General features: G+C 63.1%; 22 protein-coding genes. 7 read left to right on the top strand and 15 right to left on the bottom strand.

Going from position 1 to position 24,299, the window contains the following annotated elements; genetic code table 11:
* Window positions 1-63 precede the first annotated feature (63 nt).
* From ileS to H0W47_RS04340, 4 genes are all read left to right on the top strand, one after another.
* Window positions 64-2,895: an isoleucine--tRNA ligase gene (gene ileS / locus H0W47_RS04325; protein ID WP_296921205.1), complete on the top strand. Its 2,832-nt coding sequence runs from the start codon at window positions 64-66 to the stop codon at window positions 2,893-2,895.
* Window positions 2,895-3,392: a signal peptidase II gene (gene lspA, locus H0W47_RS04330; protein WP_296921207.1), complete on the top strand. Its 498-nt coding sequence runs from the start codon at window positions 2,895-2,897 to the stop codon at window positions 3,390-3,392. Before ileS ends, lspA begins: the two co-directional genes overlap by 1 nt.
* Window positions 3,393-3,542: 150 nt before the next feature.
* Window positions 3,543-5,210 carry a Na/Pi cotransporter family protein gene (locus tag H0W47_RS04335; RefSeq protein WP_296921209.1) on the top strand — a complete coding sequence of 556 codons (1,668 nt, stop codon included), beginning with the start codon at window positions 3,543-3,545 and terminating at the stop codon, window positions 5,208-5,210.
* Between the two features lie 6 nt (window positions 5,211-5,216).
* Window positions 5,217-6,443, top strand: coding sequence for a multidrug effflux MFS transporter (locus H0W47_RS04340; protein WP_296921211.1), 1,227 nt, complete (start codon window positions 5,217-5,219; stop codon window positions 6,441-6,443).
* Between the two features lie 127 nt (window positions 6,444-6,570).
* Here H0W47_RS04340 and H0W47_RS04345 read toward each other — a convergent pair whose 3' ends face one another.
* Window positions 6,571-7,368 (bottom strand): NUDIX domain-containing protein, encoded by a 798-nt coding sequence (locus H0W47_RS04345; protein ID WP_296921213.1) that lies wholly within the window; start codon window positions 7,366-7,368, stop codon window positions 6,571-6,573.
* Between the two features lie 12 nt (window positions 7,369-7,380).
* Window positions 7,381-8,376, bottom strand: coding sequence for a quinone oxidoreductase (locus H0W47_RS04350; protein WP_296921215.1), 996 nt, complete (start codon window positions 8,374-8,376; stop codon window positions 7,381-7,383).
* Window positions 8,377-8,531: 155 nt separating this feature from the next.
* Between H0W47_RS04350 and H0W47_RS04355 the strand changes: the two genes are divergently transcribed.
* Window positions 8,532-9,431: a DMT family transporter gene (locus H0W47_RS04355; protein WP_296921217.1), complete on the top strand. Its 900-nt coding sequence runs from the start codon at window positions 8,532-8,534 to the stop codon at window positions 9,429-9,431.
* A 15-nt stretch (window positions 9,432-9,446) separates the two neighbouring features.
* On the opposite strand, the gene H0W47_RS04360 is transcribed toward H0W47_RS04355, so the two are convergent.
* Window positions 9,447-10,307 carry a PA4780 family RIO1-like protein kinase gene (locus H0W47_RS04360; RefSeq protein ID WP_296921219.1) on the bottom strand — a complete coding sequence of 287 codons (861 nt, stop codon included), beginning with the start codon at window positions 10,305-10,307 and terminating at the stop codon, window positions 9,447-9,449.
* A 110-nt stretch (window positions 10,308-10,417) separates the two neighbouring features.
* Between H0W47_RS04360 and H0W47_RS04365 the strand changes: the two genes are divergently transcribed.
* Window positions 10,418-11,614 carry an MFS transporter gene (locus tag H0W47_RS04365; RefSeq protein ID WP_296921221.1) on the top strand — a complete coding sequence of 399 codons (1,197 nt, stop codon included), beginning with the start codon at window positions 10,418-10,420 and terminating at the stop codon, window positions 11,612-11,614.
* An 18-nt stretch (window positions 11,615-11,632) separates the two neighbouring features.
* Here the strand turns inward: H0W47_RS04365 and H0W47_RS04370 are convergent, their stop codons facing one another.
* From H0W47_RS04370 to H0W47_RS04425, 12 genes are all read right to left on the bottom strand, one after another.
* Window positions 11,633-11,965: a thioredoxin family protein gene (locus H0W47_RS04370; protein WP_296921223.1), complete on the bottom strand. Its 333-nt coding sequence runs from the start codon at window positions 11,963-11,965 to the stop codon at window positions 11,633-11,635.
* 3 nt (window positions 11,966-11,968) lie between these two features.
* The gene (locus H0W47_RS04375) at window positions 11,969-12,484 is read right to left on the bottom strand and encodes a thioesterase family protein (RefSeq protein WP_296921225.1); all 516 of its coding nucleotides are present in this window, start codon (window positions 12,482-12,484) and stop codon (window positions 11,969-11,971) included.
* Window positions 12,485-12,518: 34 nt separating this feature from the next.
* Window positions 12,519-13,316 carry an SDR family oxidoreductase gene (locus H0W47_RS04380; RefSeq protein WP_296921228.1) on the bottom strand — a complete coding sequence of 266 codons (798 nt, stop codon included), beginning with the start codon at window positions 13,314-13,316 and terminating at the stop codon, window positions 12,519-12,521.
* 160 nt (window positions 13,317-13,476) lie between these two features.
* Window positions 13,477-14,409: a DMT family transporter gene (locus H0W47_RS04385; protein ID WP_296921288.1), complete on the bottom strand. Its 933-nt coding sequence runs from the start codon at window positions 14,407-14,409 to the stop codon at window positions 13,477-13,479.
* An 18-nt stretch (window positions 14,410-14,427) separates the two neighbouring features.
* Window positions 14,428-16,038, bottom strand: a complete 1,611-nt coding sequence (locus tag H0W47_RS04390; protein WP_296921230.1) for a gamma-glutamyltransferase family protein — start codon at window positions 16,036-16,038, stop codon at window positions 14,428-14,430.
* Window positions 16,039-16,075: 37 nt separating this feature from the next.
* Window positions 16,076-17,062 (bottom strand): tripartite tricarboxylate transporter substrate binding protein, encoded by a 987-nt coding sequence (locus tag H0W47_RS04395; RefSeq protein ID WP_296921232.1) that lies wholly within the window; start codon window positions 17,060-17,062, stop codon window positions 16,076-16,078.
* 120 nt (window positions 17,063-17,182) lie between these two features.
* Window positions 17,183-18,694 carry a tripartite tricarboxylate transporter permease gene (locus tag H0W47_RS04400; protein ID WP_296921233.1) on the bottom strand — a complete coding sequence of 504 codons (1,512 nt, stop codon included), beginning with the start codon at window positions 18,692-18,694 and terminating at the stop codon, window positions 17,183-17,185.
* Window positions 18,695-18,704: 10 nt separating this feature from the next.
* Entirely contained in the window at window positions 18,705-19,193 is a 489-nt protein-coding gene (locus tag H0W47_RS04405) for a tripartite tricarboxylate transporter TctB family protein (RefSeq protein WP_296921235.1), read from the bottom strand.
* 130 nt (window positions 19,194-19,323) lie between these two features.
* Window positions 19,324-21,126: a GspE/PulE family protein gene (locus tag H0W47_RS04410; protein ID WP_296921237.1), complete on the bottom strand. Its 1,803-nt coding sequence runs from the start codon at window positions 21,124-21,126 to the stop codon at window positions 19,324-19,326.
* 22 nt (window positions 21,127-21,148) lie between these two features.
* Window positions 21,149-21,913, bottom strand: coding sequence for a spermidine synthase (locus H0W47_RS04415; protein ID WP_296921240.1), 765 nt, complete (start codon window positions 21,911-21,913; stop codon window positions 21,149-21,151).
* A gap of 8 nt (window positions 21,914-21,921) precedes the next feature.
* The gene (locus tag H0W47_RS04420) at window positions 21,922-22,422 is read right to left on the bottom strand and encodes a DNA-deoxyinosine glycosylase (RefSeq protein WP_296921242.1); all 501 of its coding nucleotides are present in this window, start codon (window positions 22,420-22,422) and stop codon (window positions 21,922-21,924) included.
* A complete protein-coding gene (locus tag H0W47_RS04425; RefSeq protein ID WP_296921244.1) occupies window positions 22,416-23,267 on the bottom strand; it encodes a TatD family hydrolase in 852 nt (283 codons plus the stop codon). The genes H0W47_RS04420 and H0W47_RS04425 overlap by 7 nt, the downstream gene beginning before the upstream one ends.
* 124 nt (window positions 23,268-23,391) lie before the next feature.
* Between H0W47_RS04425 and H0W47_RS04430 the strand changes: the two genes are divergently transcribed.
* The gene (locus tag H0W47_RS04430; protein ID WP_296921246.1) at window positions 23,392-24,294 is read left to right on the top strand and encodes a trypsin-like peptidase domain-containing protein; all 903 of its coding nucleotides are present in this window, start codon (window positions 23,392-23,394) and stop codon (window positions 24,292-24,294) included.
* Window positions 24,295-24,299: the final 5 nt, after the last annotated feature.

The following is a 24,299-nucleotide window of genomic DNA, read 5'->3' on the forward strand; positions in this document are numbered from 1 at the left end:
TGTCAACCCGAACAGCATTTCCGGCAGCCTTGCCTCACCAGGCCGCCTCAACAAGAGTTTTCCATGTCCGACAACAAGACCGATTACCGCAGCACCCTCAACCTGCCCGACACGCCGTTTCCGATGCGCGGCGACCTGCCCAAACGCGAAGCGGGCTGGGTCAAGGAGTGGGACGACAAGGGCATTTATAAAAAGCTGCGTGATGTGCGCGCCGGCAAGCCAAAGTTTGTGTTGCATGACGGGCCGCCCTATGCCAACGGCCAGATCCACATCGGCCACGCCGCCAACAAGATTCTCAAAGACATGATCGTCAAGGCGCGCCAGCTCAAAGGCCTGGACGCTGTGTATGTGCCGGGCTGGGACTGCCACGGCCTGCCGATCGAAAACGCCATCGAAAAGCTGCATGGCCGCAATCTTTCCAGAGACGACGTGCAGGCCAAGAGCCGCACTTTTGCCACGGAACAGATCGCTGCGCAGAAAGAAGACTTCAAACGCTTGGGCGTACTCGGTGAATGGGCCAACCCCTACCTGACCATGAACCCCGGCAACGAAGCCGACGAGATCCGCGCGCTCAAACGCATCATGGAGCGCGGCTTTGTCTATCGCGGCCTGAAGCCCGTCTACTGGTGTTTCGACTGCGGCTCCTCGCTGGCCGAATTTGAGATCGAATACGCCGACAAGAAGTCGCAAACCCTGGATGTCGGTTTCAAAAGTGCCGAGCCGGAAAAGCTCACTGCGGCCTTTGGCCTGAAAAGTCTGGACAAAGACGCCTTCGCCGTGATCTGGACCACCACCGCCTGGACCATCCCGGCCAACCAGGCGCTGAATCTGAACCCCGAACTGGAGTACGCACTGGTCGACACCGAGCGCGGTATCCTCCTGCTGGCTTCGGTGCTGGTGGAAAAGTGCATGGCGCGTTATGAGTTGACCGGCACCGTGCTGGCCACTACCCCGGGCAAAAATCTGGCGCTGCTCAATTTCATGCATCCGCTGCACGACGTCGATGCGGGCTACCGGCGCCTGAGCCCGGTGTTTCTGGCCGACTACGCCACCGCCGAAGACGGCACCGGTATCGTGCACTCCTCGCCGGCTTACGGCGTGGAAGACTTTAACTCTTGCGTGGCGAACGGCATTGCCTACGACGACATCCTGAACCCGGTGCAGGGCAACGGCCGCTATGTGGACGAACTCGCACTGTTCGGCGGGCTGAACATCTGGAAAGCCGCACCGCTGGTGATCGACGCGCTACGCGATGCCGGCCGCCTGTTTGCCACCGAAAACATCACGCACAGCTACCCGCATTGCTGGCGCCACAAGACGCCGGTGATCTACCGCGCGGCCGCCCAGTGGTTTGTGCGCATGGACGAGGGCGTTGGCGTTTTCACCAAAGACAAGGCGCCACAAACCCTGCGCCAGCTGGCGCTGGACGCCATCGAGGAAACCAGTTTCTATCCGGAAAACGGCAAAGCCCGCTTGCGCGACATGATCGCCGGCCGGCCCGACTGGTGCATCAGCCGCCAGCGCAACTGGGGCGTGCCCCTGCCGTTTTTCATCCACACCGCCACCGGTGAGCTGCACCCGCGCACCATGGAAATCATGGACCAGGCAGCCAGCATGGTGCAAGCCGGCGGCGTTGAGGCCTGGAGCAAGGCCACGGCCGAATCCATCATCGGCGCGGATGGCGAGCATGGGGCGCCCAACTACATCAAGAGCACCGACATCCTTGACGTCTGGTTTGACTCCGGCACCACGCACGACCACGTGCTTCGCCACAGCCACGCGGCGCAATCCACCTGGCCAGCCGATCTATATCTTGAAGGCCATGACCAGCACCGCGGCTGGTTCCACTCGTCGCTGCTCACCTCATGCGCGATGTACGACCACGCGCCTTACAAGGGCCTGCTGACGCACGGCTTCACGGTGGACGGCAAGGGCCGCAAGATGAGCAAAAGTGAAGGCAATGTGGTGGCACCGCAAGAGGTTTCGGGCAAGCTGGGCGCCGAGATCATCCGCCTGTGGTGCGCATCGACCGACTACTCCGGCGACCTGGCCATCGACGACAAGATCCTCGCGCGGGTGGTGGACGCCTACCGCCGCATCCGCAACACACTGCGCTTTCTGCTGGCCAACATCAGCGACTTCGACCCGCTCAGCGACGCGGTGCCGCTGGCGCAGATGCTGGAGATCGACCGTTACGCGCTCAGCCGCGCGGCCCAGTTGCAAGCCGACATCCTGGCGCATTACGAGGTCTATGAGTTCCACCCGGTGGTCTCCAAACTGCAGATCTACTGCAGCGAAGACCTGGGCTCCTTCTATCTCGACATTCTCAAGGACCGGCTCTACACCACGGCACCAAAATCGCTGGCCCGGCGCAGCGCACAGACCGCGCTGCACCAGATCACGCACGCCATGTTGCGCTGGATGGCGCCTTTCCTGAGCTTCACCGCTGAGGAAGCCTGGAAGGTCTTCGGCAGCTCAGAGTCCATCTTTATGGAAACCTATTCAGATCTGGGCGCGCCTGACGAAGCCCTGCTGGCCAAATGGACCCGCATGCGCGAGCTGCGTGATGTAGTCAACAAGGACATCGAAGCGCTGCGTGCCGACGGAAAGGTCGGCTCGTCGCTGCAGGCCAACGTGGCTTTACAAGTTGGCCTGGACGACCACGCCCTGCTGGCCAGCCTGGAGGAGGATTTGAAGTTTGTCTTCATTACATCTGCTATTGAATTGATAGCTGGTGATGCCCTGTCGATAAGGGTCAAGACCAGTTTTGACACCAAGTGCGAGCGCTGCTGGCACTACCGCGCCGACGTCGGGCGGGATCCGGCGCATCCCACGATTTGCGGCCGCTGCACCAGCAATCTGTTTGGCGCCGGCGAAGACAGGAGGTTCGCGTAATGCCCAAGAGCACCTTCAGAACCACCACTGCGAGCCTGCTCCCCTGGCTGGGCCTGGCGCTGATCCTGCTGATCGCGGACCAGTTCACCAAGGTGCTGATCCTGGGCTATTACCAGCTCGGCGACGCGACCTACGTGACCAGCTTCTTCAACATCGTGCGGGTGCACAACAGTGGCGCTGCGTTTTCCTTCCTGGCTTCGGCATCGGGCTGGCAGCGCTGGTTTTTCACCGCCATCGGCATCGCAGCTGCCATCTTCATCGTCTGGATGCTCAAATCGCACTCCGGGCAAAAGCTGTTTTCGTTCGCGTTGGCCTGCATCCTGGGCGGTGCCGTGGGCAATGTGATCGACCGCCTTCTGTATGGTTACGTCGTGGACTTTCTCGATTTTCACTATGCAGGCTGGCACTTCCCTGCCTTCAACATCGCCGATGCTGCCATCAGCATCGGCGCAGTCTGCCTGATCCTGGACGAGTTATTGCGCGTGAAAAGGAGTTAGCCCCCACGTTTGCTCGCTTCGCGTAGCGCTCTGCCCCCGAGGGGGGCGCTGCGCCTGCGGCCCGGCGGAGCCGGTTCCGCGGCCCCGGCTGGTAAAGAGGCCCACCTGTCTAGCGTATGCGCTGGCGTATAGTCGTCTAAATCTGAAGTTATGAAGCATCTGTTGAATCTCTTGGCCGCCATCGCGCTGCTGGTCTGGGGCACCCATCTTGTTCGCACAGGCATACTGCGCGTGTTCGGCGCCAACCTGCGCCACGTGCTGTCGCGCAGCATCAGCAACCGCTTCAATGCCGCGCTGTCGGGTATAGGCGTGACCGCGCTGGTGCAATCCAGCACGGCCACGGCGCTGATCGTGTCCTCCTTTGTCGGTCAGGGGCTGATCTCGCTGCCGCTCGCTCTGGCGGTGATGCTGGGCGCCGACATTGGCACCAGCCTGATGGCCGTGGTGTTCTCATTCGACCTGTCCTGGCTGTCGCCTCTGTTCATCTTTTCCGGTGTCGTGCTGTTCATATCGCGGCAGTCAACCAACGTCGGGCGTGTCGGCCGCATATTGATCGGTCTCGGGCTGATGCTGCTGGCGTTGCGGCTGGTGACCGACTCCACGTCGGTACTGACCTCAAATTCTGCGGTCAAGGCCCTGCTCGGCACCCTGAGCAGCGATCTGCTGCTGGAGATTACCGTGGGCGCGGTGCTGGCGGTGGTCTCCTACTCCAGCCTGGCCATCGTGCTGTTGACGGCTACGCTGGCGACCACCGGCGTGATCCCGCCGGACGTCGCGCTGGGCCTGGTATTGGGCGCCAACCTCGGCAGCGGCCTGCTCGCGGTGCTCACGACAGCCCGCTCGGCCATCGAGGTGCGCCAAGTGCCGCTGGGCAACCTGGTGTTCAAGCTGCTGGGCGTCGCGGTGGCAGCACCCTTCGTCGGCCTGTGGCTGCGTCATGTGGCTCCGCACCTGGGCGCAACGGCAACCATGGTGGTGATGTTCCACCTGATGTTCAACACGGCGGTGGGCGTGGTGTTTATCGGCTGGACCCAAGTGGTGGCGCGCTGGGTCGAGAAATTTCTGCCGCGCCCGGTCAAGGGCCCCACGGCTGGTGGCAGGCCGCACCATTTGGACCCTTCCGCGCTGGCCACGCCTTCGCTGGCAATTTCATGCGCGGCGCGTGAAGCGCTGCACCAGGCCGATGTGGTCGAAAGCATGCTCAACGGCGTGCTCAATGTCATCCGCAACAACGACCTGCGCCTGGCCGAGGACCTTCGCAAGCTGGACGACACGGTCGATGCGCTGTATTCGGCCATCAAGTACTACCTGACCAAGATCTCGCGCGAGGCGCTGGGCGAGGAAGAAAGCCGGCGCTGGACCGACATCATCAGCTTCACCATCAACATGGAGCAGATCGGCGACATCATCGAGCGGGTGCTGATCGACATCGAGGACAAGAAAATCAAGCCCGGCCGCAATTTCTCGGAAGCCGGCATGGCCGAAATCTGCGAGCTGCATCAGCGTCTGATCGACAATCTGCGCCTGAGCATGAGTGTGTTCCTCAACGGCAGCGTGCGCGATGCACAAAAGTTGCTGGAAGAAAAAGCACGCTTTCGCGACCTGGAGCGCGCCTACGCCGCCACACACCTGGGCCGGCTGTCCGACGGCACCACGCAGAGCATGGAGACCAGCTCGCTGCACATCGACCTGATCAGTGACTTGAAGCGCATTAACTCGCACATCTGCTCGATTGCCTACCCCATTCTCGACTCGGCCGGCGCGCTGGCACCGAACCGGCTGCGCCAGAGCGTGCTGATGGACGACGTGTCCCGCTAAGCCTTCATGAACCCAAACGCCGACCACCTCTGGAAGGGGCCGCGCTGGGCCCTGGCCGTGCTGCTGGCCCTGCTGGGCATGCTGGGCCCGTTTTCCATCGACACCTACCTCCCGGCGTTCTCGGGCATTGCGCGCTCGCTGGGCGCCACACCGGTCGAGATGCAGCAGACCCTGTCGGCCTACCTGTTCGGCTTTGCGTTCATGAATTTATTCCACGGCGCGCTGGCCGACAGCTTCGGCCGACGCCCGGTGGTGCTGTGGGGCATCGCGATGTTCACTGTGGCCTCGGCTGGCTGCGCCTTGTCCCAAAGTATCGAGCAGCTGGTGTTTTTCCGGGCGCTGCAGGGCCTGTCTACCGGCGCCGGCATCGTGGTCTCCCGCGCAGTGATCCGCGACATGTTCCCGCCGGCGCAGGCGCAGAAGGTGATGAGCCAGGTGACGATTTATTTCGGTGTGGCACCTGCGATTGCGCCCATCATTGGTGGCTGGCTGTTTATGCACCTGGACTGGCACGCGATTTTCTGGTTCCTGACGGGTGTCGGCGTGTTGCTCTGGGCGGCCAACTTCAAGCTGCTGCCGGAGACGCTGCATATCACGCAGCGTCAGCCCTTCGAAGTGCGGCATCTGATGCGCGGTTACTGGCAGCTCGGCTCCAGCCCGCGTTTTCTGCTGCTGGCACTGGCCAGTGGTGTGCCCTTCAATGGCATGTTCTTGTATGTGCTGTCGGCACCCGAATTCCTTGAGAAGCATCTCGGGCTGGCTCCTACCGAATTTTTCTGGTTTTTCGTGTTGACGATCGCCGGCATCATGGCCGGCTCCTGGCTCAGCGGGCGCCTGGCCGGCAAGATCGCGCCCAAGCAGCAAATCCGCCACGGCTTTGTGATCATGCTGGTGGTGGCGGTGCTCAACCTGCTGGCCAACCTGCTGTTCAAGGCGCATGTGTCCTGGGCACTGTTCCCGATTGCGATCTTCGCCTTTGGCTGGGCCCTGATGGTCCCGGTGGTCACGCTGCTGGTGCTGGACCTCTACCCCGAGCGGCGCGGCATGGCCTCGTCGCTGCAAGCCTTCATCGGCTCCACCGCCAATGGCATTGTGGCCGGCGTGATCGCGCCACTGATCATGCATTCGACGGTGGCGCTGGCAGCGGTGTCATTGCTGATGCTAGGGATCGGGTTGCTGGCCTGGCTGTATCTGCACCATCGCTGGCCCGAAATCGGCCGCGCAGTAGCTTAAAGCCCCCACGCTCCGCCGCTGCGCGGGTCGCTGCCCCCCCCCCGAGGGGGCGCTGCGCCTGCGGACTGGCAAAGCCAGATCCGCGGCCCTGCTCGAAGGGGATGCTACCGCACCGAGGCGTTGGCGTTCAGGCCAGCAGTGCCGCCTGGATCAGCGCGGCTTCGCTGGTGAATTCGCCGGCGTGCATCCTGGCTATCATTTCGCCAACATCCATCAGCACAAACTGTTCGACCTCGCCGTCCTGGTTTACCGGCACCAAGCCATCCGGCACGGTGCAGTGGTACCAGTCAATGCGCTCGATCACATAACCTGCGCCGCGGCCGTCGTCGCAGGGGCGGCGGATATCGAGGCGGCCGCCGCGAACGATGTTGCGCAAATCCTCAAGACGCAAGCCGGCCTCTTCCCAGGTTTCGCGTTCGAGTGCGCTGTCCGGGGTGTCCGCGCCGCTGATCATGCCGCCCATCAAGGTGTCCCACATACCGGGATCGTTGGATTTGCTCCAGGCCCTTTGCTGCACCCAGAAGCGGCCGTCTTCGGCCCGCGCTATCAGGTGCACCGCCGCGGTGGCAATGCCCAGCACACGGACCACGGCGCGCTCTACGCTGCCTATGCGCCGGCCCTGCCCGTCCGTCACCGCGAGCTGCTCGTCGCGCCATGCGTGGGCCAGACCGGCCTCGCGCAAGGCCAGCGCCAGCGCACCCAGCGCAGCGGTCGGCTCCCCCCGAAGACACCAGGCCGGGCCACCTAGATGCTCTGTTTTTGATAGCTGCTCGCGCCCGTCTGACAAGGACTGAAGCCTGATTTGACTCAAGAAACTGGGTTCCACCGAACCTACCACGACATCACCAGCCAGCAGCGGCACGCGTGGCCGCGCCGGGGCCTGCGTGATGCTGGCGCGCAGGGCTGCCAGCCATTGTGGGTCCATGAGCGTCACAAACTACAAGGTCAGTAGGGTGCAACCCGTGGTCTTGCGCGCTTCCAGTGAGCGGTGGGCTTCCGCCACATCAGCCAGCGCAAAACGCTGGGCGATGGGGATGCTCACCTTGCCGCTGCTGACCAGTTCAAACAGATCATCGGCCATGGCCTGGGTGGTTTCACGGTCGGCGATGTGGGTGAACAGCGTGGGACGCGACACATACAGCGAACCCTTGGCCGCCAGCAAGCCGATATCCAGCGGCTCCACCTTGCCAGACGCATTGCCGAAGTTGGCGAGCAGGCCGAAGGGCCGCAGGCAATCCAGCGACTTCAGGAAGGTGTCCTTGCCGACCGAGTCGTAAACCACCTTCACACCTTGGCCGCCTGTGATCTCCCTGACGCGAGCGACAAAATCTTCCTTTGCGTAGTTGATGGTGAAGGCGGCGCCGTGTTCTTTGGCAAGCGCGCATTTTTCGTCCGAACCGGCCGTGCCTATCAGTTGCAGGCCCATGGCTCTGGCCCACTGGCAAGCGATCAGGCCAACGCCGCCGGCAGCGGCATGGAAGAGCACATGGTCACCTGCCTGCAAGCCACCCTGGGGCTGGGTGCGGCGCAGCAAATACTGCACCGTCAGGCCCTTGAGCATCATGGCCGCGCCGGTGTCGAAGGAAATGTCATCGGGCAGTTTGCAGACGCACTTGGCCGGCATCACCCGCACCTCGCAATAACTGCCAGGTGGCTGGCTGGCGTAGGCAGCGCGGTCGCCGGCCTTGAGGTGGGTCACGCCCTCGCCGACGGCCTCCACGATACCGGCAGCTTCCATGCCGAGCTGCAGCGGCATGGGCAGCTTGTACACGCCGGCACGCTGGTAAATATCGATGTAGTTCAGGCCAATCGCCTTGTGGCGGATGCGGATCTCGCCCGGCCCGGGTTCACCGACTTCCACGTTCACCAGCTTGAGCTCTTCAGGCCCTCCGTGCTGGTCGATACGGACGGCTCTGGAGCGGGTCATGGCCATGATGATTCCTTGAAAATGCAGTTGAAGGGGGGTGCGGCCTGCATCCTGCCATGAATCCACCGGGCTTGCAGGGTGCACGCCGTGTCATCCCGTCGCAGCGCCGGACGTCCATGCATCGGAAAGCGCAGTCGAAGGCAGATGGTTACAGTCCCCGCATGACATCCGGACTGAATTTTCGCACCGCCCTCTTGCTACTGGTGCCGCCCCTACTCTGGGCCGGCAACGCTGTGGTGGGCCGACTGGTCCACGACCTGGTGCCGCCCATCACGCTGAACTTCCTGCGCTGGGCGTTGGCCTTTGTGATTTTGTTGCCCTTGGCCGGCTGGCTGCTGCGGCCCGGCAGCAGCCTTTGGTCAAGCTGGAAGCGTTTCGCAGTGCTCGGGCTGCTGGGCGTGGGTTGCTACAACGCGCTGCAGTATCTGGCACTGCAGACCTCGACCCCGCTGAACGTCACCCTGGTCGCCTCCAGTACGCCGGTGTGGATGCTGGCGATCGGTGCCTTGTGGTTCGGCCAACGTGTCTCACGCCGGCAGATGCTCGGCGCGGTGTTGTCGCTTGCCGGTGTGCTGCTGGTGCTGTCGCGCGGCCAGTGGGCGCTGCTGGCGCAGATCCGGCTGGTGCCCGGCGATGTTTATGTGCTGTTGGCCACGCTGGCCTGGGCCTTCTACAGCTGGATGCTCTCGCAGCCGAAAGACCCGCCCGAGATTCGCAAGGACTGGGCCGCTTTCCTGATGGCGCAAATGGTGTTCGGGCTGGGGTGGTCGGGCCTGTTTGCGGCCGGTGAGTGGGCGCTGACCGACGCCCGCATCGTCTGGGGCTGGCCGCTGGCCGCCGCCCTGCTCTTCGTGGCCATCGGCCCGGCCATCCTGGCCTACCGCTGCTGGGGCGTGGGCGTGCAACGCGTCGGCCCCAACATTGCCGGCTTTTTCTCCAATCTCACGCCTCTGTTTGCAGCGCTGATGTCAGCCGCCTTTCTGGGCGAGCTGCCGCAGCTTTATCACGGCATTGCCTTTGTGCTGATTGTCGGCGGGATTGTGGTGTCGTCGCGGCGCTGACGGACTTTTCGCCGGCTACCCCGCCACCTGCATGCGCACCCGCCGCGCGGCCTCTTCGGCGCGCGCGTCGTCGATCTCGCGCAGCACGCTGCCCATGTCCACTGGCGCGGTCCGGCGTTCGAATCGGCCGGTCAACGGTGTGTCAATATGCAGCGCGCCGCGCTGGTACAGCTCCCAGATCTCCAGGCCGTAGTCGGTGGCCAGCAGCTCGGGCGCCACCCGGCCGAAGAAGTGACGCAGATTGTCCACGTCGCGCAGCAGCATCCGGGCCGCGTGGTTGTTGCCGGCGGCATCGATGGCCTGCGGTAAATCGATGATCACCGGGCTGTCCACGCCCTCCTGGTGGCCCAGCAGAATGTTGAACTCCGACAGGTCACCGTGCACCACACCGGCGCAGAGCATGCGCACCACCTGCCGGATCAGCATTGCGTGGTGGGCCAGCGCCTGCTCGCGCGAAAGCAGCACATCGTTAAGCCGGGGGGCGGCATCGCCGTGTTCGTCGGTCACCAGCTCCATCAGCAACACACCGTCGTGAAAGTTGTAGGGCGTGGGCACACGCACGCCGGCGGCGGCCAGTCGGTACAGGGCATCGACCTCGGCGCTTTGCCACGCGGCCTCCTGCGCCTGCCGGCCGAACTTCGTTCCCTTGGCCATGGCACGGGCTTGGCGGCTGTTCTTGACCTTGCGGTTTTCGGTGTAGTCCACCGCCTGGCGGAAGCTGCGCTGCGTGGCCTCCTTGTAGATCTTGGCACAGCGCGTGTCGTCGCCGCAGCGCACCACATAGACCATGGCTTCCTTGCCGCTCATGAGCTGGCGCACAACGCTATCGATCAGGCCTTCCTCAACGAGGGACTGCAATCTGGGGGGAGCTTTCATGGGTCTATTGTGCGCGCTCACGGGTCCGCAAACGGCCAGCCGCATGCCGCCGCCCGCGCCATGATGACCATTTCCGGATCGAATACATGCGCACCCCGCTACCCCCACCCATGTCGGCCCTGACCCGGGCCAACCTCGCAGCGCAATCCGCCGAACAGTTGAGCCTGGCGGCGGTGCCCATCGTCGCCGTGCTCTTGCTGGACGCAGGTCCGGGCGACATCGGGCTGCTGGCCGCGGCCCAAACCCTGCCCTTTCTGCTGCTCTCCATCCCCTTGGGCCTGCTGGCGGACCGCGGTTCGCGGCGGCGCCTGATGGCAGGGGCTGAAGCACTGCGCGCACTGGCGCTATTCGCCCTGCTGGGCGTGCTTGTTTTTGGTGAAGTCTCCATCGGGCTGCTGGCCCTGCTCGGGTTCATCGGCGCTGCAGGCACCGTCGGTTTCAGCGTGGGAGCGCCGGCGCTGCTGCCCTCACTGGTGCCGCGCGAAGCGCTGGCCAGGGCCAACGGCCGGCTGGAACTGGCAAGAAGCGCTGCGTTTGCTGGCGCCCCGGCACTGGGGGGCGCGCTGGTGGCATGGGCCGGTGCACCGGCTGCATTTGCGCTCGCAGCCATGCTGTCGGTGGCGGCGCTGGCCCTGCTGCTGCAATTGACGGAGCCCGCGCGCCCGGCGGCGGCCCCGCGGCATCCGCTGCTGGAACTGCGCGAGGGCGCACAGCTGGTCTGGCGCCACAGCTTGTTGCGGCCGATTCTGCTGACGGCCGTGGCATGGAACCTGTCCTGGTTTGTCCTGCAGGCGGCCTATGTGCCGTATGCGCTGCGGCTGCTCGGCCTGAATGCGGGCGCGGTGGGCCTGACGCTGGCTTGCTACGGCGCCGGCATGATCGCGGGCGCGCTGCTGGCACCGCGTATTGTCGCCACACTGCCCTTCGGCCGCGCCATCCAGCTGGGGCCGGCTTTTTCGGTGCTGGCCGCCCTCACGATGGTGGCCACGCTGGTCTTCCCATCCGGTTTGCTGGCCGGGCTGGCGTTTTTTCTTTTCGGCGCTGGCCCGATCATCTGGACCATCACCTCCACCACGCTGCGCCAGACGGTCACACCCGATGCCATGCTGGGCCGCGTGTCCGCGATTTTTCTGACAGCCAACACCGGCGCCCGACCGGTCGGCGCCGCGCTCGGTGGGTTTGTCGGTGCGACATGGGGCGAGCCGGCTTGCCTGGTACTGGCGCTCGCGGGTTTTGTGGTGCAGGCCGGTCTGATCGTCAACGCCAGGATTCGGGGCTTGCAGCGTCTGCCGTCGCCGGCGGATTAACGCGGATCAGGGGCTGGCTCAGGCTGGCGGGTCGATCAAGGCCATCGCCCGCGCAATATCCGTTTCGCGCGCCGGCCGCACCAGGCGTGCCAGTTCCTGGCCATTGCGCAGAAACACCAGCGTCGGCCACAGCTTGACGCCGAAGGAGCGGCCCAGGCGCCGGCCGCGGCCGTCTTCCACTTTGATATGGCGCACGCCGGGATGACCGACAAACGCTGCCGTGATAAGCGCTTGCGCGCCACGGCAGAAGCTGCACCAGCCGGTGCCGAACTCCAGCACCGTCGGGCCTGCCAAAACGTCGATCTGCGCGCGCTGCGGCTCGGGATCGGTGAAGTTGTCTGAAAAGCCCATGGTTCAGATGTGCAAGTCCTGCGGTGCGGCGGCCAGCGTATCGTCCCAGTGCTGCAGCCAGGCCGGCTTGGGCCTGTCGAAGCTGCCCAGCAATTCGCAGGGGGCAATCGTGAGCCGCCCCTTCTTGAACTTCATCTTCACAAACACTTCAGCGTGCACCTGGGATCCGACTGTGAACACATGCTGAAAGTAGGCACACTTGGCATCGGTATGAATCACCTTCGACGTCACCGCCACGCGATCGAAAAGGCGCACGGGTCTGGCAAAGCGCACCAGCTGGGAAGCATTCACGAAGCTGTAGCGCTGGCGCAGCATGCCCTGCAACAACCCCGTCTTGATCCCGAAGTCCAGTTGTGCCGACTCAGCCATCTGCAGGTAACGGTCACTCTTGAGCGTGGCGATCCCTGTGTCCAGGGGCGTGACCCGAAAATGCACCAGCGTGCGTGACTGCGGGTCCGCGCTGCGGTAATGCCGCAGCGCGCGCAGGAGGGTCAGCAGGTTTCTCAGCAGGCCGGACATGGCATGCCTTCAGCGCCCGGGGCCTGGCCCCGGCTCAATAGGTGCCGGGGTACGCGCCGCCATCAGCGAGCACGTTCTGGCCGGTGATGTAGGCCGCATGGGTGCTGCACAAAAAAGCGCAGATGGCGCCGAACTCTTCCGGCGTCCCGAACCGGCGGGCCGGAATCGTCTTGCGGCGCGCGTCCATGATCGCATCCACCGGCTGGCCGCTTTTGTTGGCCGCGCCCTGCATGGTCACGCGCAGGCGGTCGGTCTCGAAGGCACCGGGCAGCAGATTGTTGATGGTCACACCGCTGCCCGCCAGCTTGCTGGTGCGTGCCAAGCCGGCAACAAATCCGGTCAGCCCGCTGCGGGCGCCGTTGGACAGGCCCAGGATGTCGATGGGCGCCTTGACCGAGCTTGAGGTGATGTTGACGATGCGGCCGAAACCGCGGGCGGCCATGCCGTCCACCGTGGCCTTGATCAGCTCGATCGGCGTCAGCATATTGGCATCGACCGCCTTGATCCAGGCGTCACGGTCCCAGTCGCGGAAGTCGCCGGGCGGCGGACCGCCGGCGTTGGTGACCACGATGTCAAAGTCCTTGCGCTGCGCAAACACCGCAGCACGGCCGTCTATGGTGGTAATGTCTGCAGCAAGAAATTGCACCGTAGCCCCCGACCCGCCTGCATAGTCAGCTATTAATTTTGTAGCGGCGGCCTTCAGCACCTCGGCACCCCGGGCCACAATCAGCACATTCACCCCTTCGCGCACCAGCGCCTGGGCACAGCCCAGGCCCAGTCCCTTGCTGGCGCCACACACCAGCGCCCATTTGCCTGCGATGCCCAGATCCATAATATTTCCGCTTCGTTTCGTGAAAGTGAAGGGCCATGATACTGAGTAAATTCAACCGCCTGCACGGGCTGGTTTCTTGTGTCTTGCCGCTTGGTGGGGAGTTATGCCTACTGTCCAAGAGGAGACGCAGGCGCAGCGTGACGCAAACAAAGCCGCCACCTCACGTCCGCCCACGGGTAAACACAAATATCCCCGCAATGACCAGCACCGTCCCCGCCGCCACCCACGCGGTAAACGGCTCACCAAGAATCACCACACCCATCAGGATGGTGGATATCGGCCCCACCATGCCGGCCTGCGAGGCCATGCTGGCGCCAATGCGCTCGATCGCCATCATCACCATCAGCACGGGCGCAACCGTGCACAAAGTGGCGTTGAGCAGCGACAGCCAGATGACCTCGGGCGCCACTGCTGCGGCACTGAGCGGCCTGAGCAGCGCAAACTGCAGCAGACAACACAGGCAAGCGACCGTGCTGGCCAGCCCCACCAGCCGCAGGGCGCCCAGGCGTTTGACCAGCTCGCCGCTGTAGACAAGATAGATCGCATAACTGATGGCACTGAGAAACACCAACAAGGCACCCCAGGCGGCTTCCGGTCCCAACAAGGTGATTTCATGGCCGAACACCAGCACCACACCGCTGTAACTGATAGCCATGCCAATGATTTGCGTTGCTGTGATACGCCGGCGGTAGAGCACCAGTCCCAGCAGCACTACCAGCGTCGGATTGAGATACAGGATGAGGCGTTCGAGCGAAGCGGTGATGTAGGCCAGGCCCGCGAAGTCGAGAAAGCTCGCCAGGTAATAACCAGTGAAGCCCAGCCAGAGCACGCCGAGCCAGTCCTTGCGCGTGAGGCTTGCCCTGCCCCGGCTGGCCCACCATGCCATCAGCGCGAAGATCGGCAGCGCAAACAGCATGCGGTACATGATCAGGGTGACGGCATCGACGCCGTAGCGATAGGCGAGCTTGACGATGATCGCCTTGCCGCTGAAGAAAATGGCACCCAGGGTTGCCAGCAGCAGGCCGCTCGCTATGCTTTTAGGAGCTATAGGCGCCCTCTGGATATGGGCTGGAGGCAGTTTTTGCTCTGAAATATGAGACAAGGCGGTTGTTTAAAAACCAACGGCCTGGCCGTCGCGCCGCGCATCGCTGGCCGCCACATAACCTTCGACCTTGGGGTTGCCGGCACGCCAGATGAACTGGCCGGCGCCGAAGTCCTGGTAGGAATCGTTGATGACTTCCATGCGGTGGCCGCGCTCGGCCAGGCCCTGCACGGTGGCCTTGTCCATCGCCGATTCGACATTGATCTCGAAACCGGCGTTGTAGCGCCAGCGCGGCGCATCGCAGGCAACTTGCGGGCTCTGCTTGTAGTCGAGCATGCGCACCAGGGTCTGCATGTGGCCCTGCGGCTGCATGTTGGCGCCCATCACCCCGTAAGACATCACGGGCTGGCCGTCCTTGCTGAGGAAAGCCGGAATGATGGTGTGAAACGGCCGCTTGCCTGGCGCCACCTGGTTGGGGCCCTCCTGCAGGCTGAAGGCATGGCCGCGGTTTTGCAGGCTGATACCGAACTCGGGCTCGACACAGCCCGAGCCAAAGCCCATGTAGTTGCTCTGGATGAAGCTGACCATCATGCCGTCTTCGTCGGCGGCAGTCAGGTAAATCGTGCCACCCTTGACCGGATTGCCTGCGCCGAAGTCCTGGGCCTTTTTCATGTCGATGAGTTTGGCACGCGACGCCAGGTAGGCGTCATCGAGCATTTGATCGACGCTCACCGCCATTGACGATGGTTCTGCCACGTATTTGTAGACATCGGCAAAGGCCAGCTTCATGGCTTCGATCTGCAGGTGCTGGGAATCGACGCCATCGACCACCAGGCCGGCCACATCGAACTTGTCCAGAATGCCCAGCGCGATCAGTGCAGCAATGCCCTGGCCGTTGGGCGGGATCTCATGCAGGGTGTAGCCACGGTAGTCCTTGCCAATGGGCTTGACCCACTCAGGCTGGTAGCTTTCAAAATCCCTGGCGGTGATGCTGCCACCGTTGTTGGCAGCAAATTTTTCAATCGCCTGCGCAATTTCGCCGCCGTAAAAAGCCGAGCCCTTGCTCTGTGCAATCGCGCGCAAGGCCTTGCCGGCCGCCTTGAACTGGAATAGCTCGCCGATGGTGGGCGCTCGGCCCCAGGGCAGGAAGGATTGGGCAAACCCTGGCTGGCCTTTCAGCTCCTCAGTGGCTGCCGCCCATTTCTGCTGCACCACCGGCGGCAGCAGATAGCCGCGCTCGGCAATTTCAATGGCCGGCTCCATCAGGTCGGCAAAGGGCAGCTTGCCGAAACGTTCGCTCATGGCGACCCAGCCGGCCACGGCGCCAGGCACGCTGACCGAATCCATGCCACGCTTCGGCGGGGTTTGTGCCTCAGCGCCGTATTTTTTCCGGAAGTAATCCGGTGTCCAGCTCTGCGGCGCGCGGCCTGAGGCGTTCAAACCATGCAGTTCTTTGCCGTCCCAGATCAGGCAAAAAGCATCGCTGCCCAGGCCGTTGCTGACCGGCTCGACCATCGTCATCGCCGCCGCCGAGGCAATCGCCGCGTCCACCGCGTTGCCACCTTTCAGCATCATGCGCAGGCCAGCTTGCGCACCCAGCGGGTGGGAGGTGGACACCACATTGCGCGCAAACAGCGGAAGGCGGGTGGAGGAATAGGGGTTGTCGTAATTGAAGTTCATGGAGAGCTCTAAAGAGAGGGGCGCGCAGACCGGATGGTCAATCGGTGGTGATCTTGCGTTCGGCGATGATTTTCTTCCACTTCGCGTTGTCGGCGCGGACCATGGCCGCAAAGACCTGCGGCGTGCCGCCTGTGGGTTCGGCACCCAGCCGGGCAAAACGCTCCTTCACCTCGGCATCGGCCAGCGCCGCATTGACCGCCTGGTTCACGCGGGCGGTGAGTTCGGGACTCAGACCTTTGGGACCATACACGCCAAACCAGGTCACCGATTCGAAGCCCGGCAGGCTCTCGGACACCGTCGGCAGATCGGGCGCCAGCGCCGTGCGGTTGAGGGTGGTTACCGCCAGTGCGCGCAGCTTGCCGTCCTTGACATGCGGCATGCCGGTGACGAAGGAGTCAAACAGCACATCGAGCTTGCCGCTGATCAGGTCGGGCATGGCCAGCGCCGTGCCGCGGTAGGGAATATGAAGGATGAAGGTGCCGGACTGCGCCTTGAAATACTCGGTGGTCAGGTGCACGATGGTGCCGTTGCCGCTGGACGCGTAGTTCAGGCGGCCGAGATTCTTGCGCGCGTGATCGGTGAACTCACGCATGGACCGGGCCGGCGACGAGTTCGGCACCAGGACGATGTTGGGCGAACTGGCGACGTAGGCAATCGGGGTGAAATCCGTCTCGGCGTTGTACGGGATCTTCGGATTGATGGCCGGGCCGATGCTGTGTGTGCTTGAGGTCGCCAGCAGCAGCGTGTAGCCGTCCGGCGGAGCCTTGGACGCAGCATCCGCACCTATGGTGCCACCGGCGCCGGGACGGTTGTCGACCACCACGGTCTGGCCGATTTTTTCGCCCAGTTTTTGCGATAGGGCGCGCGCGAGGATGTCGGTGGCGCCACCTGCCGGAAACGGCACGATCATGCGTATCGGTCTGGCCGGATAGCCCAGGGCCGTAGCGGCCGGCGGCGCTGTCTGTGCGGTAGCCAAGAAAACCGGGAAGACAAGCGCTGCAACGATGCTATGTGTACGTTTCATTTCTCGGATTGTGAATGATTTTGCTGCCGTGTGCCCGGGGTGGCGACGGGACTAGCCCGGGCACACAGCCAGGCATAAAAAAAGCGCCCAAAGGCGCTTCTTTTAATGGGGAAGGGATATTCAGTCCTCGACAAAGGCTTCTTCCCGCTTTCTTTTCACTGAGGGCAGCAGCACGATCACCAGCAGCAGGGCACCTATCGCCAACAGGCTGGCCGACAATGGTCGCGTGACAAAGGTGCTCCAGTCTCCGCGCGACAGCAGCAGGGCCCGGCGCAGGTTTTCCTCCATCATCGGCCCCAGGATAAAGCCCAGTAGCAGGGGTGCGGGCTCGGCGCCCAGCTTGATGAACAAGTAGCCAATGACTCCGAAAATTGCCACCATCCAGATGTCCCAGGTGTTGTTGTTGGTCGAATACACGCCAATCGCGCAGAACAACACAATTGCGGGAAACAACAAGCGGTAGGGAATGGTCAGCAGCTTGATCCAGATGCCGATCAGCGGCAGGTTCAGGATCACCAGCATGGCGTTGCCGATCCACATCGACGCGATCAAGCCCCAGAACAACTCCGGGTTGCTGGTCATGACCTGCGGACCGGGCTGGATGTTGTGAATGGTCATGGCGCCGACCATCAAAGCCATCACAGCATTCGGGGGAATGCCCAAGGTAAGCAGCGGAATGAAGGAAGTCTGCGAACCGGCATTGTTGGCCGCTTCAGGGGCAGCCACACCGCGGATGTTGCCCTGGCCGAAAGGCACTTCGCCTGGACGGCCCTTGATTTTCTTCTCCAGCGTGTAGGCTGCAAAGGCCGACAGCAGGGCACCACCGCCAGGCAGAATGCCGAGGGCCGAACCCAGGGCCGTGCCGCGCAGCACCGCAGGCGCCATATCCTTGAAATCCTGCTTGGTCGGCATCAGGCCCGAAACCTTGGCCGTAAAGACCTCGCGCTCATGCTCGGGCTGGGACAGGTTGCTGATGATCTCACCATAGCCGAACACACCCATGGCAATCACCACGAAGCCGATGCCGTCAGTCAGTTCCGGCACGTCGAAACTGAAGCGTGCCACGCCAGAGTTCACGTCGGTCCCGATCAGGCCCAGCAGCAGGCCGAGCACAATCATGCCGACCGCCTTGAGCAGCGACCCGGAAGCCAGTACAACAGCCCCAATCAGGCCCAGCACCATCAGCGCGAAATATTCGGCCGGGCCAAACTTGAACGCCAGTTCCGTCAGCGGCGGTGCGAAGGCCGCAATGATGAGCGTGCCGACGCATCCGGCAAAGAAGGACCCCAGGCCCGCAGCGGCCAGCGCCGGCCCCGCTCGCCCCTTTCGGGCCATCTGGTAGCCGTCGATACAGGTCACCACCGATGAAGACTCGCCGGGCAGATTCACCAGAATAGCTGTAGTGGACCCGCCGTATTGGGAACCGTAATAAATACCGGCCAGCATGATCAGCGCCGACACCGGAGGCAGCGCATAGGTGGCAGGCAGCAGCATCGCGATAGTGGCGACGGGGCCGATGCCCGGCAGCACTCCAATCAAGGTACCCAGAACACAACCGGCGAAGGCGTACAGCAGGTTGATGGGCGTAAAGGCCACGCCAAACCCCAGTGACAAATTTGCAATCAAATCCATTTTGTTTTCCTTAGCCGGTGATGAACGAGGGCCACACCGGGAACTGCAGCTTCAGGGCGACAACAAAGGCGAGGTAGCTGCCAATGGCCAGCACGGTCGCAAGAATGAACGTTGTCTTGTACTTCCATCCGGCTTCAGCCATGCTGGCAACAAACACCAGTGCGTAAATGCCAACAATCATGCCGAAGGCCGGAATTCCGAACTTGGCAACGCCGGTCAGCAAAATGCCGAAAATCACATTGGCGCCGATCACGAAAATCAGCGGCCTCCAGGCGATCCTGCCGATCTTGTCGCCGCCTTCAGTTTCCACCACCAGTGCAGAAAAGGTCACGGCAGCACCGATCACAGCCAGCAAAATGCCCAGCATCAGCGGGAAGTATCCCGGTCCCATGCGCGCGCCCGTACCGACGTTGTAGGTGCTGGCGCCCCAAGCGAAGGCCACGCCCACGGTCATGAACATCAGCCCGCAGAAGAAGTCTTTTTGACTCTTGATATGCACAGTGTTTGTCTCCTGTAATAAGAACTATTGGATCGCTGAATTGTGCATGGATTCACCCCTGCGCAGGATGTGGCTTTCACTTACGCAAGGAAGCCTTCAGAACCCCGACATGTCTCCGTCGAGACAGTATTCATGACAGGGGTGGTGTGGTGGACAGGATTTCCTCGATGGTGGTCACGCCCTCGGCCACCTTGAGCGCTCCCGCCAGACGCAAGGGGCGCATGCCATCGCTCACAGCCTGGCGCCGCAAGGCGTCAATGTTCGGCTCCCGGGTGACCCTGTCCTTGAAGGCCTCGGTCACCGTCAGCAATTCGTACAAGCCCATGCGGCCCATGAAGCCGGTCATGCGGCAATCGACGCAGCCCACCGGTTTGTACGGCTGATACGCTCCGTTGATCTGCCAGGGCTTGACGATCTCGCACAGGGCTTCGCGCGAACTGCCTTCATCTTTTTCGCGGCATTGCGCACACAGCGTGCGTACCAGGCGCTGCGCCAGCACACCCAGCAGCGTTGCGTTGATCAGGTAGGCCGGCACGCCGAGCTCCATCAAACGCGACACCGCCGAAGGCGCATCGTTGGTGTGCAGGGTGCTGAACACCAGATGACCGGTCAGGGCGGCCTGCACCGCCATCTCGGCGGTTTGCAAGTCCCGGATCTCGCCCACCATGATGATGTCCGGGTCCTGCCGCATCAGGGCGCGCAGGCCTTCGGGAAAATCGAAATCAAGATGGGCCTGCACCTGTGTCTGGTTGAAGGCCGGCTCGATCATCTCGATCGGGTCCTCGATGGTGCTGACATTGACCTCTTCGGTGGCGATGCGTTTGAGCGTCGAATACAGCGTCGTGGTTTTGCCCGAGCCGGTCGGGCCGGTGACCAGCACAATGCCGTAGGGACGTTTGACCAGTTGCTCCCAGCGCGTCGCGTCGTGCTGCGAAAAGCCCAGCGCATCGAGGTCCTTGACGGTGGTATCGGGGTCAAAAATGCGCATCACCATTTTTTCACCGAAGGCTGTCGGCAAGGTGGACAGGCGCATTTCGACCTCGTCGCCGCGCGGATTGCGGGTCTTGATGCGGCCGTCCTGCGGCCGCCTCTTTTCAACCACATCCATGCGGCCCAGCAGCTTGATGCGCGCGGTCATGGCGTTGTGCACGCCCATCGGCATCTGATAAACCGGATGCAACACGCCGTCGATACGGAAACGGATCACGCCCTGGTCGCGCCGTGGCTCCAGGTGGATGTCGCTGGCGCGCTGGTCAAAGGCGTACTGCCAGAGCCAGTCCACCACCTGCACCACGCCCTGGTCGTTGGCATCGAGCTGCTTGTTGCTTTTGTTCAGCTCAACCAGTTGCTCAAAACTCGCGGCACCGCTGTTGCCACCGGCCTTCATTGCCGCCTTGACCGATTTGGCCAGTGCAAAAAATTCGGCCGTGTAGCGGGCGATCTCTGACGGGTTGGCCACCACCAGGCGCACGCTGCGTTTGGCCTGACGCTCGACCTCGGACACCCAGTCCGTGATAAAGGGCTCGGAAGTCGCGATCACGACTTCGACGCTTGTCACCTGCACCGGCAAGACCTTGTGGCGCTCGGCATACAGAGCTGACATGGTGTCGGCGACCTTGCCCACATCGACCTTCAGGGGATCGATGCGCAAATAACCCAGGCCGGCGCGGCCCGCCAGCCACTGGGCAATGGTCTCAATATCCAGCGGCTTGCCGTCGGCCAGCCGCGTCATGCTGACGCTGGCCAGGCGGATCAGCGGATGCTGGGCGCTTTGCACCTGCGCGCAACGGGTAATCGTGCGCTGCGCCTCGGCGGCCGAGATCACCCCGTCTTCGCTGAGCCACTCGACCAGGCGGCGCCAGTCCAGCGGTCCCGCCGGGACGGCTTGGCCAGACGTTTGAGGGCGGGACTGCGGGGGCATGGCGGGGCGCATGGGGGCACTTTAACTGAAGCGCTCAGCAAACCGGTTTAAACAGCCTGAGCCATTTTTTGGCGGGCAAGCCGAAGCGCGACTCGATGGCGTCTGCCTGTTGAACCAGTTCGCCGCGCTCAGGCCGGGTCGGCTCGCGCTGCGCCAGAACAATGGTGTTGCCTTCGCGCGTCGGCTTGAATGCCCACACCGATTCCGGGCCGAAAGCTTCGGCTATTTTTTCTAGGGAGCGCAGGTAGCTGGAATCGCGGCCAAACAGGTTGACCGTCATCAAGCCGTCTTCGCTGAGCGCGTCGCGGCAGTCGACGTAAAAGGCTTCGCTGTCGAGCACGGGCGCCGCCGCCTCATGGTCGTACAAGTCCACCTGCAGCGCATCGAGGCGGCCCCGGTGCAAGGGATGGCGGATCTCCTGCGCAGCATCGGCCAGGATTACCTGCAGCCGCGCGTCGTCCTTGGGCAGCTTGAACCACAAGCGGCAGGCTGCAATCACCTGCGGATTCAGCTCCACCGCCGTGGTTTTCATCTTCAGCTTTTTGTAGCAGAACTTGGTCAGCGCCGCCGAGCCCAGGCCCAGCTGCATCACATGCCGCGAGGCCACGACGTCCGCATCGACAAACAGCAGCCAGGCCATCATGCGCTGGACGTACTCCAGCTCGATATCAAACGGTCTGTCCAGCAGCATGGAGCCCTGCACCCACTCGGTGCCCAGGTGCAGGTAACGCACGTCGCCGAAGTCTGAAAAGTTGACTTCGGGCAGGTCCGGCGAGGAATCGGTGTTTTTGCGGGCCATCAGTGAATTCAGTCAGTCAATCGGTACTTCTCAAAAACTACCCGCCAGGCGTCGAGTTTGCGCTCGAATGACCATGAGGCGTTGGCCGAGCTGGTGGACGGCAAACGATGGACCGGCAAACCCAGCAGCGCGGTGTGGCGAGAATGTTTGAAACTCTCGCCGCCATTGTGGGCGATGGCTTCGAGCTGCGGGCATAGCCGCAGCAGCCCTGCGAAATCATTGATCACCGGCCGGCGAATGCGGCTGTCCAGACTGCCTTCGCGCTCACAGGTCGCGTACACGTCCCAGACCCCAAGCTTTCTGGCAAGCAGCCATTCGCTACGAATTTGATAGCTGTCTGCGCCCGCCGGACAAGGGCTGGATGGCCAAATGGCTTGGAAAATCCGCCAGAACTGGTTCTGCGGGTGGCCGTAGTATTGCTGCGCCGCCAGCGAAGCAGCGCCCGGGAAACTGCCGAGGATCAGCAGGCGGGTCTGCGGCGACACCAGCGGCGGCAAACCGATCAGCATGCCAGCAGCTTCTGCAGTTTGGGCAGGGCCGCCAGCGCATTGCTGGTGCTGGCTGCGGCCAGTTCTTCGACTGCCAGGCCGCGCATAAGCGCCACCACCGCCGCAATCCGCGGCAACTCGGCCGGCTCGTTGCGCCCCTGCGCCTGGCCCTGGGCGCGCTGTTCAGCGGTGGTGTACAGCCAGTGCGGCGCGATGTCAGGCGCGTCGGTCTCCAGCACCAGCGCATCCAGCGGCAGCGTGGCCGCCAGGCGGCGCAACTGCAGCGCCCGCTCGAAAGTCACGGCCCCACCGAAACCCAGTTTGAGGCCCAGTTTGACGAACTCCCCGGCCTGCTGCTCACTGCCGTTGAAGGCATGGGCGATGCCTTGCCACGACTCGCCGGCTGGCACCAGTTCGCGCAGGTGTTTGAGCAGCCGGTCGGCCGAGCGCCGCACATGCAGGATCACCGGCAGGCTGTGTTTACGCGCCAGCTTGAGCTGCTCGCGGTAGAAAAACTCCTGGCGTTCGCGCAGCGGGCTTTCATTGAGCTCAGGCACAAAATAATCGAGGCCAATCTCGCCCACCGCCACCAGCCTCGGGTCGGACTGTCGCAAGCCCAGTTCGGCGTCCAGCAGCGCTAGATCGCCGTCTTGCGCGTGCCTGACATACAGCGGGTGAATCCCAAGCGCGTAACTGTCACCAAACTGGTGCGCCAATTCCCGCACCGCTGCAAAGTTGGCCACCTCCACCGCCGGCAGCACACACAGGGCGACCCCCGCAGAACTCGCTCGCTCGCGCATGGCGGCACGATCCGCCGAAAATTCTGCGGCATCGAGGTGGCAATGGGTGTCTATCCAGACAGGCATGAAGCGATGATGCCTGAATCGCCCCGGCAATATCCCGGTGGATGACCGAACTATATGCAGGGAGGCAGCAGACGTGATACCGTGCCTTTGTCAGTCCAGAAAACCATTTTTACAGGTGACACGGATGCGCAGGCCCGCCCGTTACAGCAGCTCCAGCAGACCCTCCCCGGCCACGGCACACGAAGCGCCCGCCGCGGTGGCAGTGCCGGGTACGCCAGCCCCGCCCGCCACCCGCTTCTTTTCGCTTTCCAATCCCCGTCTGCTCTGGTCAGCGCTGGTGGTGCTGACCGCGCTGCTGTGCCTGAGCCTGGCGCTGTCGCTGCGACCCATGCCGCGCAAGCTGACCCAGGACGACATCAACGCCGCCGTGCTCAAGACGCTGGAAACCACGCAATTGCCCTCGGCCGTAGCGAAGGCCTATGAGGCGATCCGGCCTTCGGTGGTACGCGTCATGTCTTATGGCAAAAGCAAAGACGGCAAGGAAGACGTGGAATATGGCGTCGGCACGGGCGTGGTGATTGTCGACAAGGGCATCATCCTGACCAACCTGCATGTGGTGCAGGGCGCGCAGAGCATCAAGGTGGTGTTTTCCGACGGTATGGAATCGACCGCCCACATCACCGGCCTGCAGCCGGAAAATGACCTGGCCGTGTTGCAGGCACACAAAATCCCCGATGACATGATTGCGGCGACCATGCGCTCGACCGGCGACCTGGCGCCCGGCGACCACGTGCTTGCAGTCGGCTACCCCTTCGGCATCGGTCCCTCGGCTTCGTCGGGCGTGATCTCCGGACTCAAACGCACCTTCCGCTCGCCCGAAGGCAAGCGGGACATTGTCAACCTGATTCAGTTCGACGCCGCCGCCAACCCCGGCAACTCGGGTGGCCCACTGGTCACCATGGACGGCGAGGTGGTCGGCATCGTCACCGCCATCCTCAACCCCAACCAGCAGCGCAGCTTTGTCGGCATCGCCTTTGCGGTGCCGATTGAAAACGCTGCCTCGGCCGTTGGCCTGACCCCCTTCTAAGGACC

This window comes from Polaromonas sp. (genome assembly GCF_013817205.1).
In the GTDB taxonomy this organism is placed as follows: domain Bacteria; phylum Pseudomonadota; class Gammaproteobacteria; order Burkholderiales; family Burkholderiaceae_C; genus Polaromonas.

Coding starts and splice junctions, on each gene's coding strand:
- ileS (WP_296921205.1), top strand. CDS start 64: ATGTCCGACAACAAGACCGATTACCGCAGCACCCTCAACCTGCCCGAC.
- lspA (WP_296921207.1), top strand. CDS start 2,895: ATGCCCAAGAGCACCTTCAGAACCACCACTGCGAGCCTGCTCCCCTGG.
- H0W47_RS04335 (WP_296921209.1), top strand. CDS start 3,543: ATGAAGCATCTGTTGAATCTCTTGGCCGCCATCGCGCTGCTGGTCTGG.
- H0W47_RS04340 (WP_296921211.1), top strand. CDS start 5,217: ATGAACCCAAACGCCGACCACCTCTGGAAGGGGCCGCGCTGGGCCCTG.
- H0W47_RS04345 (WP_296921213.1), bottom strand. CDS start 7,368: ATGGACCCACAATGGCTGGCAGCCCTGCGCGCCAGCATCACGCAGGCC.
- H0W47_RS04350 (WP_296921215.1), bottom strand. CDS start 8,376: ATGGCCATGACCCGCTCCAGAGCCGTCCGTATCGACCAGCACGGAGGG.
- H0W47_RS04355 (WP_296921217.1), top strand. CDS start 8,532: ATGACATCCGGACTGAATTTTCGCACCGCCCTCTTGCTACTGGTGCCG.
- H0W47_RS04360 (WP_296921219.1), bottom strand. CDS start 10,307: ATGAAAGCTCCCCCCAGATTGCAGTCCCTCGTTGAGGAAGGCCTGATC.
- H0W47_RS04365 (WP_296921221.1), top strand. CDS start 10,418: ATGTCGGCCCTGACCCGGGCCAACCTCGCAGCGCAATCCGCCGAACAG.
- H0W47_RS04370 (WP_296921223.1), bottom strand. CDS start 11,965: ATGGGCTTTTCAGACAACTTCACCGATCCCGAGCCGCAGCGCGCGCAG.
- H0W47_RS04375 (WP_296921225.1), bottom strand. CDS start 12,484: ATGTCCGGCCTGCTGAGAAACCTGCTGACCCTCCTGCGCGCGCTGCGG.
- H0W47_RS04380 (WP_296921228.1), bottom strand. CDS start 13,316: ATGGATCTGGGCATCGCAGGCAAATGGGCGCTGGTGTGTGGCGCCAGC.
- H0W47_RS04390 (WP_296921230.1), bottom strand. CDS start 16,038: ATGAACTTCAATTACGACAACCCCTATTCCTCCACCCGCCTTCCGCTG.
- H0W47_RS04395 (WP_296921232.1), bottom strand. CDS start 17,062: ATGAAACGTACACATAGCATCGTTGCAGCGCTTGTCTTCCCGGTTTTC.
- H0W47_RS04400 (WP_296921233.1), bottom strand. CDS start 18,694: ATGGATTTGATTGCAAATTTGTCACTGGGGTTTGGCGTGGCCTTTACG.
- H0W47_RS04410 (WP_296921237.1), bottom strand. CDS start 21,126: ATGCGCCCCGCCATGCCCCCGCAGTCCCGCCCTCAAACGTCTGGCCAA.
- H0W47_RS04415 (WP_296921240.1), bottom strand. CDS start 21,913: ATGGCCCGCAAAAACACCGATTCCTCGCCGGACCTGCCCGAAGTCAAC.
- H0W47_RS04420 (WP_296921242.1), bottom strand. CDS start 22,422: ATGCTGATCGGTTTGCCGCCGCTGGTGTCGCCGCAGACCCGCCTGCTG.
- H0W47_RS04425 (WP_296921244.1), bottom strand. CDS start 23,267: ATGCCTGTCTGGATAGACACCCATTGCCACCTCGATGCCGCAGAATTT.
- H0W47_RS04430 (WP_296921246.1), top strand. CDS start 23,392: ATGCGCAGGCCCGCCCGTTACAGCAGCTCCAGCAGACCCTCCCCGGCC.